We start from the raw sequence: 9321 nt of genomic DNA on the forward strand, positions 1-9321 counted from the left end.
CCCACGGACCCGGGCCCGACGGACCCGACGCCCCCGCCCCCACGGACCCGGGCCCGACGGACCCGACGCCCCCGCCCTCGGACGGCGGCGACCCGAGCCCGCCCACGTCCTAGACGGCCGTAACAGTCCTGAAAGTCCTGCGCGCCGTCATGGTCTCGACGCCGTCATGGCCCCGCCCGTCAGCCGGCCGGGTCAGCAGGATGCGGTGCCAGCAACGGCAGCTGCGACGCCAGCCGCTCCTCGCACAGCTCCACCAGCCGGTCGTAACCCGCCTTGCCCATCAGCTCGATCAGCTCCGGCCGGTAGGAGACGTACACCGGCTCGCCCGCGCCGTGCGCCGAGGTCGCCGAGGTGCACCACCAGTGCAGGTCGTGGCCGCCCGGCCCCCAGCCGCGCCGGTCGTACTCACCGATCGACACCTGGAGCACACGGGTGTCGTCGGGCCGGTCGATCCACTCGTAGGTCCGCCGCACCGGCAGCTGCCAGCACACGTCCGGCTTGGTCTCCAGCGGCTCGCGGCCCTCCTTCAGGGCGAGGATGTGCAGCGAGCAGCCCGCGCCGCCCGCGAAGCCGGGCCGGTTCTGGAAGATGCACGAGCCCTGGAAGGGGCGCGTCTGCCGGTCGCCGTCCTCGTCCTGAGAGATCCAGCCGTTGCTCGTGCCCTCGGCGTGGTGCTGCCAGATGTCCGGCGTGAGCCTCGCCACATGTTCGGCGACCCGCTTCTCGTCGTCCTCGTCGGAGAAGTGGGCACCCAGCGTGCAGCACCCGTCGTCCGCGCGGCCCGCCTGGATGCCTTGGCAGCCGCTGCCGAAGATGCAGTTCCAGCGAGAGGTCAGCCATGTCAGATCGCAGCGGAAGACCTGCTCGTCGTCCGCCGGATCAGGAAACTCCACCCACGCACGGGCGAAGTCGAGGCCCTTCTCGTCGGGCCGCGGGACGCCCGATGATTTGTCGCGCTTCGCCTTTTTCGTCTTTGGCACGAGTCCAGGGTACGGGCCTTGTACCCCCACCGAGGACGGCGGACGGCACTCCTGGCAGTAGCGTTCCGTACATGAGACTCGGTGTCCTCGACGTGGGATCGAACACGGTGCATCTGCTCGTGGTGGACGCGCACCCCGGCGCGTGCCCGTTGCCCGCGCACTCGCACAAGGCGGAACTGCGCCTCGCCCAGCTCCTCGACGACGACGGCGCGATCGGCCCCCAGGGCGTCGACCGGCTGGTCTCGGTCGTCCAGGAGTCGCTCCAGGCCGCCGAGGACAAGGGCGTCGAGGACCTCCTGACGTTCGCCACCTCCGCCGTGCGCGAGGCCCGCAACGCCGACGACGTCCTCGCGCGCGTGCGCACCGAGACCGGCGTCGAGCTCCAGGTCCTCACCGGCGAGGAGGAGGCCCGCCTCACCTTCCTCGCCGCCCGCCGCTGGTTCGGCTGGTCGGCCGGGAAACTGCTGGTCCTGGACATCGGCGGCGGCTCCCTTGAGATCGCCTACGGCATCGACGAGGAGCCCGACGCGGCCGCGTCCCTGCCGCTGGGCGCCGGCCGCCTCACCGCCGGGTGGCTGCCCGGCGACCCGCCCGCCCCGGACGACGTCCGGGCCCTGCGCCGCCATGTGCGGACCGAGATCGCCCGCACGGTCGGCGAGTTCAGCCGCTTCGGCCCGCCCGACAAGGTCGTCGCCACGTCCAAGACCTTCAGGCAGCTCGCCCGCATCGCCGGAGCCGCCCGCTCCGCCGAGGGCCTCTACGTCCAGCGCGAACTCAAGCGGGAATCCCTGGAGGGCTGGGTCCCGAGGCTGTCCGGCATGACGGAGGCGGAACGGGCCGAGCTCCCGGGCGTCTCCGAGGGCAGGGCGGGTCAGCTGCTGGCGGGGGCCCTGGTGGCCGAGGCCGCGCTGGACCTGTTCGGCGTGGAGCGCGTGGAAATCTGCCCGTGGGCGCTGAGGGAGGGCGTGATCCTGCGTCGCCTGGATCACATGGAGTCCGTTTGACGGAGTCCGTTTAGGGGGCCTTGCACCATGCCCGCCCGTGGCAAACACCACAACGGCGAACAGGCACCCCGCTCCACCCCGACCACACCCCGTAATCTGTCCTGCATGGCAGAGCCAGCCGTAAGGATCCCGGACGCGAAGGTCGCCCTCTCGACGGCCTCGGTCTACCCGGAGTCGACGGCCACGGCCTTCGAGATCGCCGCGCGCCTCGGCTACGACGGAGTCGAGGTCATGGTCTGGACCGACCCCGTGAGCCAGGACATCGAGGCCCTGCGCAGACTCAGCGACTACCACCAGATCCCGGTCCTGGCCGTGCACGCCCCCTGCCTGCTCATCACGCAGCGCGTCTGGTCCACGGACCCCTGGACCAAGCTCCAGCGGGCCCGCGCGGCGGCCGAGAAGCTCGACGCGAGCACCGTCGTCGTCCACCCGCCCTTCCGCTGGCAGCGCCAGTACGCCAGGGACTTCGTCGCGGGCATCTGGCGCATGGCGAACGAGACGGACGTACGGTTCGCTGTCGAGAACATGTACCCCTGGCGCTACCGCGACCGCGAGATGCTCGCGTACGCCCCCGACTGGGACGTCACGAAGGACGACTACCGCCACTTCACGATCGACCTCAGCCACACCGCGACGGCCCGCGCCGACGCGCTGGACATGGTCGACCGCATGGGCGACCGCCTGGGCCACGTCCACCTCGCCGACGGCAGGGGCTCGGCCAAGGACGAGCACCTCGTGCCCGGCCGCGGCACCCAGCCCTGCGCCGAGGTGCTGGAGCGGCTCGCCCTGACCGGCTTCGACGGGCACGTCGTGATCGAGGTCAACACCCGCCGCGCCATGTCGAGCGCGGAGCGCGAGGCCGACCTGGCGGAGGCGCTGGCCTTCACGCGCCTGCACCTGGCCTCGGCGATGAAGGTGCCGAGGCGATGAACGACCGGCCCCGGACCGGCATCAGCACCGGCACCGGCACCGGCACGGGCACCACCGCCCGCCGCAGGGGCCGCCCCCCGCGCACGGAGTCGGCCGACACCCGGGACCGCATCCTGACCGCCGCCCGCGACGAGTTCTCCGAGCGCGGCTACGAGAAGACCTCCGTGCGCGGCATCGCCAAGGCGGCCGGGGTCGACCCGGCGCTCGTGCACCACTACTTCGGGACGAAGGAACAGGTCTTCGAGGCGGCCATCACCCAGTCCTTCGGACCCGCCCTCCAGGCACCGAAGGCCATCGAGGAGGGCCCGCTCGACGGCGTGGGGGAGCGCCTGGCCCGCTTCTTCTTCGGCGTCTGGGAGAACCCGGCCACCCGCGCGCCCCTGCTCGCCGTCGTCCGCTCCGCCGTCACCAACGAGACCGCGGCGGCCGTCTTCCGCCGCATCGTCGCCACCCAGGTGCTGCGGCGCATCGCGGGGCGACTGGACCTGCCGGACGCCGAACTGCGGGCCGAGCTCGCCGCCGCCCAGCTCGTGGGCACGGCGATGCTGCGGTACGTCATCAAGGTGGAGCCGCTGGCCTCGGCGGACCCCGAGCAGATCATCGCGCGGCTGGCACCGGTCGTACAGGGACACCTGACCGAACCGTAAGCACCGAACCGTAAGCCGCACCGAACCGTAAGCCTCACCGAGCCGTCGCCCGAGACAGGCATCCCGTATTCCGGACACTCCGTCCCGCCCTCTGGATGACCGGCGTACGCTCGGTAGCAGTCAGAAATCTCCGAATCCTCTGACGCAGTCTCTGAAGGAGCGAGCGACGATGCCCGAGCTGAGGTCCCGCACAGTCACCCACGGCCGCAACATGGCGGGCGCCCGCGCCCTTATGCGCGCCTCCGGTGTACCGGGTGCGGACATCGGCCGCAAGCCGATCATCGCGGTCGCCAACAGCTTCACGGAGTTCGTGCCGGGCCACACCCATCTCCAGCCGGTCGGCCGGATCGTCAGCGAGGCGATCGTCGAGGCCGGCGGCATCCCGCGCGAGTTCAACACGATCGCCGTCGACGACGGCATCGCCATGGGCCACGGCGGCATGCTCTACAGCCTCCCCTCCCGCGACCTGATCGCGGACAGCGTGGAGTACATGGTCGAGGCCCACTGCGCCGACGCCCTGATCTGCATCTCCAACTGCGACAAGATCACCCCGGGCATGCTCAACGCGGCCCTGCGCCTGAACATCCCGACGGTCTTCGTCTCCGGCGGCCCGATGGAGTCCGGCCGGGCCACGCTGGTCGACGGCACGGTCCGCACGCTCGACCTGGTCGACGCGATCTCCGACGCCGTGAATGACAAGATCTCGGACGAGGACATCCTCCGCATCGAGGAGAACGCCTGTCCGACCTGCGGCTCGTGTTCCGGCATGTTCACCGCCAACTCGATGAACTGCCTCACCGAGGCCATCGGCCTCTCCCTCCCCGGCAACGGCTCGGTCCTGGCCACCCACACGGCCCGCAAGCGGCTGTACGTCGACGCGGCCAACACGGTCATGGACATCACCCGCCGCTACTACGAGCAGGACGACGAGACGGTCCTGCCGCGCAACATCGCGACCTTCGCGGCCTTCGAGAACGCGATGGCCCTCGACATCGCGATGGGCGGCTCGACCAACACGATCCTGCACCTGCTGGCCGCGGCCCAGGAGGCCGGCGTCCCCTTCGGCCTGGAGGAGATCGACGCGGTCTCCCGCCGGGTCCCCTGCCTGGCCAAGGTGGCGCCGAACGTCGCCAAGGACCGCACGTACTACATGGAGGACGTGCACCGCGCCGGCGGCATCCCCGCCCTGCTCGGCGAGCTGCACCGCGGGGGCCTGCTCAACGAGGACGTGCACGCGGTCCACAGCCCGTCCCTGGCCGACTGGCTGAAGACCTGGGACGTGCGCGGCGGCTCCCCGTCCCCCGAGGCGATCGAGCTGTGGCACGCGGCCCCCGGCTGCGTCCGCTCCGCCGAGGCCTTCTCCCAGTCCGAGCGCTGGGAGGCCCTCGACGAGGACGCCGAGGGCGGCTGCATCCGCTCCGTCGAGCACGCGTACTCCAAGGACGGCGGCCTCGCGGTCCTCAAGGGCAACCTCGCGGTCGACGGCTGCGTGGTGAAGACGGCCGGTGTCGACGAGTCGATCTGGACCTTCGAGGGCCCGGCGGTCGTCTGCGAGTCGCAGGAGGAGGCCGTCGAGAAGATCCTGCTGAAGCAGATCAAGGAGGGCGACGTCGTCGTCATCCGCTACGAGGGCCCCAAGGGCGGCCCCGGCATGCAGGAGATGCTCTACCCGACCTCGTACCTGAAGGGCCGCGGCCTCGGCAAGAGCTGCGCCCTGATCACCGACGGCCGCTTCTCCGGCGGCACGTCCGGCCTGTCCATCGGACACGCCTCGCCCGAGGCGGCGGGCGGCGGCACCATCGCCCTCGTCGAGGACGGCGACCGCATCCGCATCGACATCCCGAACCGCTCCATCGAGCTCCTCGTCGACGACGCCGAGCTGGCCCGCCGCGAGCAGGCGCTGAACGGCGTGTACGCCCCGAAGAACCGCGACCGCAAGGTCTCGGCGGCGCTGCGGGCCTACGCGGCGATGGCGACCAGCGCGGACAAGGGCGCCGTGCGGGACGTGACCCTGCTGGGCTGAGCGATCACCACGCGGAAGGGCCGTCCCCGGGTCTCCCGGGGACGGCCCTCCCGCGTACGCCCGGCCCGCACTCCTACCACCCGGACGGATCGCGCCCGTTCACGGCGAAGACGGTCCCGTCCGGCGCACCGGCGTAGACGCGGCCGTCCACGAGCACGGGCTCGGGAAGCACGGCCGGAACCCGGTCCGACCGGTCGCCCAGCCGCGGAGACGTCTGCCCGACGAGCTTTCCACGCCGCGCGTCGACGGCGAGCAGCCGCCCGTCCGGCACGGTCACGTACACGTACCGGTCGTCGGCGACCGGCGTCGACCCCCGCACGACACCCGTCTCCAGACTCCACCGCTGCCTGCGCGCCTCCAGATCGACGGCGACCAGGGCCCCACCCGTCGCCATGAGATGGACGACGTCCCCGTGCACACTGCCCTCCACCTGCTGCAACGGAACACGCAACGGCACCCGCACGCTCGCCCGGCTCTCCGGGTCGTAGCGGACCACGGCCCGCGCATCCCCGCGCACGGCGTCGACCGACACGAACACGACCGCCCCGTCCACAGCCCCGAGGGGCTGCAACGCCCCCTCCAGCCGCGCGTCCCACCGCACGTCGCCCGTGCCCGGGTCCACCGCCGTGACCTTCGTGCCGGACCCGTCGCCGGACACGCTCGCCGCGTACGCCAGCTGATCACCGGGGAACGAGACGAAGTACGGCACGTCCTGTCCCGGAATCCGATGACGCCACTTCACCTCGCCCGAGGCGCTCTCCACCCCGGTGACCGTGCCGTCGGCCGCGGTGAGCAGCAGCATGCCGCCGACGGCCCGCAGCCCCCCGTACCCGGGCAGCTCCTGCCGCCGCTGCACGTCACCCGAGCCGGGGTCGAGCATCGTCACCCGCGGCCCCTGGCCCAGCCCGGCCGGCACCAGCCCGCCCGACACGACCGGAGCCCCGCTCGGCGGCCCGCTCGCGGCGACCCCGTCCAGAGGATGCCGCCACAGCAGCCGCCCGTCGACCGGATCGAGAGCGAAGACCAGCCCGGTCTGCGCACAGAGCAACTTCCCCGCCGCGTACGAGCACTGAGGCATGCTCTTCCCGGACAACGGCGGCGCCTCCCACGCCGCGAACGCGGCCGACGTGGTCCGCGGAGCGGTGACCTCGGGCGCCGGACTCCCGGCCACGAGCACGGGGACGGCCGCCAGCGCACCGACGACGGCCAGTCCGAGAGCCCCGGCACCGAGAGCCGCCCGCTTACCGAGCCGCAACCTGGACCGGCGCTCCCCGGATCCGGCCCCAGGCACCCCGGCGTCCCCACCGTCCCGCTCCGCGGCCTCCGCCTCTTCCTCCGCCGCACCCTCCTCCACGCGCTGCGCGGGTATGAACGCCTGCGTGTCGTACGAGGCCGACACCGACCGCAGTTCCCGCATCAACTCGTCGGGGGAGGGCCGGTCCTCGGGCTCCTTGGCGAGACACCGCAGCACGAGCGGCGCCAGCTCTTCCGGTACACCGGCCAGCTCGGGCTCGTCGTGCACGACCTGATAGGCGACGACGTAAGGGCTGTCGGAGTCGAACGGCCCTCGCCCGGTCGCCGCGTGCACCATGACGGACCCGAGGGCGAACACATCGGCGGCGGGCCCCACTTCCCTGGGCCGCCGGAACTGCTCGGGCGCCATGAACGGCGGCGTACCGATCAGCTTCCCGGTCTCGGTCCGCAACTCGCTGTCCTTTGGCCGGGAAATGCCGAAGTCGATGACCTTCGGCCCGTCCTCGGCGAGCAGGACATTGCTCGGCTTCAGGTCCCGGTGCACCACGCCGACCCGGTGGATGTCACGCAGCGCCTCCGCGAGCCCGGCCATCAGCCGGCGCAACCGCGCCGGGGCCAGGGGCCCGTTCCGCTTCACCTCCTGGGCCAGCGTCGGGCCCGGAATGAACAACGTGGCCATCCAAGGCCGTCCGGCCTCGGGATCGGCGTCCACAACGGGCGCGGTGAACGCCCCGCTGACCCGCCGGGCCGCCCCGACCTCCTGCCGGAAACGCCCCCTGAACTCGGGGTCCTTGGCGAACTCCGCGTGCACGACCTTCACGGCGACCTTCATCCCGGACGTACTCCGGGCCAGATGCACGACCCCCATGCCGCCCGAGCCCAGACAGGACTCCAGCCGATAGTGACCGGCGTACTCAGGAAGTTCCGCTTCCGGGCCCGCTCCGACGTTCCGCTGTGGCGCCATGGGACCACCCCCGTGCTGTTCGTCCGCGCGCGCGACGCACGGAGCCTAGTCGATGACTCGTACGAGACAGAGGCGGCTTGCTAGCCTCCGCTGGCGAGTCACGCACAGGTGTTTGATGGCGTGATTCAGGGGAATCAACGGGATCCCATGGCAGCCATGGGGTTCAACGGGGGAGGTTTTCATGTCAGTCGAGCCTGTCGAAAAGGCCGAGCGCGGCACACACGAGACCGGCATGCCGCTGGTCACCACACTGGCCGCGGCGGCCACGTACTTCTCGATCGCACCGGGCGTCCGCGTCAACGTCCGCAGCGGTCCCGGCACCGGCTACCCGATCGTCAAGGTCCTGCCCGAGGGCTCCCGAGTCCCGATCCACTGCCAGACACCCGGCACCAGGGTCACGGGCCCGTACGGCACGACGAACATCTGGGACAACATCGCAAGCGGCCAGTACGTCTCGGACGCCTACGTGAACACGGGCAGCGACGGCTACATCCGCCCACGCTGCGGCTGACCTGCGGTGGCTGGGCCGGGGGCTCGTGTCGTTCCCGGGGTTGTCCGGTTGCTCGGCGTTGGCGCTGAGGCGGGGTGGGTCCGCAGCCCGGCGGAACGGGGTGCCGCTGCGCCCACCCTCCCCCAAGCTCTCGGCTTCGCTCGAGCAGGGGGGACCCCCATCGCCCCAAGCGGCACGACTGCCCGCAGCTGGGCGGACGCGCATCCGCCTACGGCGAGAAGGGGACGTGTCGGGGGGTGTCCGCCCGCAGCGGTTGGCGCGTCAACGCGAGTTAGTCGGTGTGTGACCCCATCGCGCCGTTCCGAGGACGGACACCCCCCGGCGCGGCCCCGACCCACCACCGCCGCGAAGGCGCTACGCGCACCCCACCGCACCCGCGCAGGCCGCCGCAGGCACACGACCACACACCGCGAGCCATAATCGACCGGTGAGCGCAGAGAACGGTCCCCGCCCCGAGCCCATCCGCTTCTTCGGCACGACCTGGCTGAACCACGACAACGGCTACACAGCCCGCCGCATCGGCGTCGCCATCGGCTCACTCGCCACCGCGGCCGTCTCCTGCCTCGTCCTCCGCCTCGCCTACCAAGGCCTCCAGATCGCCGCGATCGGAGGCTTCGTGAGCCTGCTCATGGTCGTGATGTTCGCGATCTGCAGCGCGATGGCCTTCCGCCACACCTGGGACGGCTTCACCCGCCGCTCCGGCCCCGACCGCCAGGCCTCCCTCCGCGGTCTCCTGGCCATCGGTTTCGTCGGCTCCCTCCTCGCCTACTTCTTCCGCTCCCTCACCGAGGCCCCCGGCGAAGTGCTCCACCGTGAGGAGTACGAGGCAGCCCGCAAGCACCACGAGAAGCGCACGACCCGCCGCTCGGGCAACCCGTCGAGAAAGCGCCGCCGCGCATAACCCCCCGGCCACCCCACCGCACCCGCGCAGGCCGCCGGCGCTACGCGCACCCCACCGCACCCGCGCAGGCCGCCGCAGGCACACGACCACACACCGCGAGCCATAAT

At 71.8% G+C, this 9321-nt stretch carries 8 protein-coding genes; 6 read left to right on the forward strand and 2 right to left on the reverse strand.

From position 1 onward, the window contains the following. Window positions 1-179: 179 nt before the first annotated feature. Window positions 180-980: a DUF3109 family protein gene (locus tag CA983_RS35270; protein ID WP_086604821.1), complete on the reverse strand. Its 801-nt coding sequence runs from the start codon at window positions 978-980 to the stop codon at window positions 180-182. 71 nt (window positions 981-1051) lie between these two features. Here CA983_RS35270 and CA983_RS35275 point away from each other — a divergent pair, with 71 nt between their 5' ends. The 4 genes from CA983_RS35275 (at window position 1052) to ilvD (ending at window position 5584) form a co-directional block, all read left to right on the forward strand. Then, window positions 1052-1984 (forward strand): Ppx/GppA family phosphatase, encoded by a 933-nt coding sequence (locus tag CA983_RS35275; RefSeq protein ID WP_086604822.1) that lies wholly within the window; start codon window positions 1052-1054, stop codon window positions 1982-1984. A gap of 105 nt (window positions 1985-2089) precedes the next feature. After that, a complete protein-coding gene (locus CA983_RS35280) occupies window positions 2090-2914 on the forward strand; it encodes a sugar phosphate isomerase/epimerase family protein (RefSeq protein ID WP_086604827.1) in 825 nt (274 codons plus the stop codon). Beyond that, window positions 2911-3561, forward strand: coding sequence for a TetR/AcrR family transcriptional regulator (locus CA983_RS35285; RefSeq protein WP_167407523.1), 651 nt, complete (start codon window positions 2911-2913; stop codon window positions 3559-3561). The genes CA983_RS35280 and CA983_RS35285 overlap by 4 nt, the downstream gene beginning before the upstream one ends. Before the next feature lie 169 nt (window positions 3562-3730). Further along, window positions 3731-5584 (forward strand): dihydroxy-acid dehydratase, encoded by a 1854-nt coding sequence (gene ilvD / locus CA983_RS35290; RefSeq protein WP_086604823.1) that lies wholly within the window; start codon window positions 3731-3733, stop codon window positions 5582-5584. Window positions 5585-5657: 73 nt separating this feature from the next. On the opposite strand, the gene CA983_RS35295 is transcribed toward ilvD, so the two are convergent. After that, entirely contained in the window at window positions 5658-7802 is a 2145-nt protein-coding gene (locus CA983_RS35295; RefSeq protein ID WP_086604824.1) for a serine/threonine-protein kinase, read from the reverse strand. A gap of 181 nt (window positions 7803-7983) precedes the next feature. Between CA983_RS35295 and CA983_RS35300 the strand changes: the two genes are divergently transcribed. Continuing rightward, on the forward strand, window positions 7984-8313 hold the full coding sequence (locus CA983_RS35300) for an SH3 domain-containing protein (RefSeq protein ID WP_086604825.1): 330 nt from the start codon (window positions 7984-7986) through the stop codon (window positions 8311-8313). Between the two features lie 427 nt (window positions 8314-8740). After that, the gene (locus CA983_RS35305) at window positions 8741-9214 is read left to right on the forward strand and encodes a hypothetical protein (RefSeq protein WP_086604826.1); all 474 of its coding nucleotides are present in this window, start codon (window positions 8741-8743) and stop codon (window positions 9212-9214) included. The last annotated feature ends 107 nt before the right edge of the window (window positions 9215-9321 follow it).

The organism is Streptomyces swartbergensis, assembly GCF_002148965.1.
In the GTDB taxonomy this organism is placed as follows: Bacteria; Actinomycetota; Actinomycetes; order Streptomycetales; family Streptomycetaceae; genus Streptomyces; species Streptomyces swartbergensis.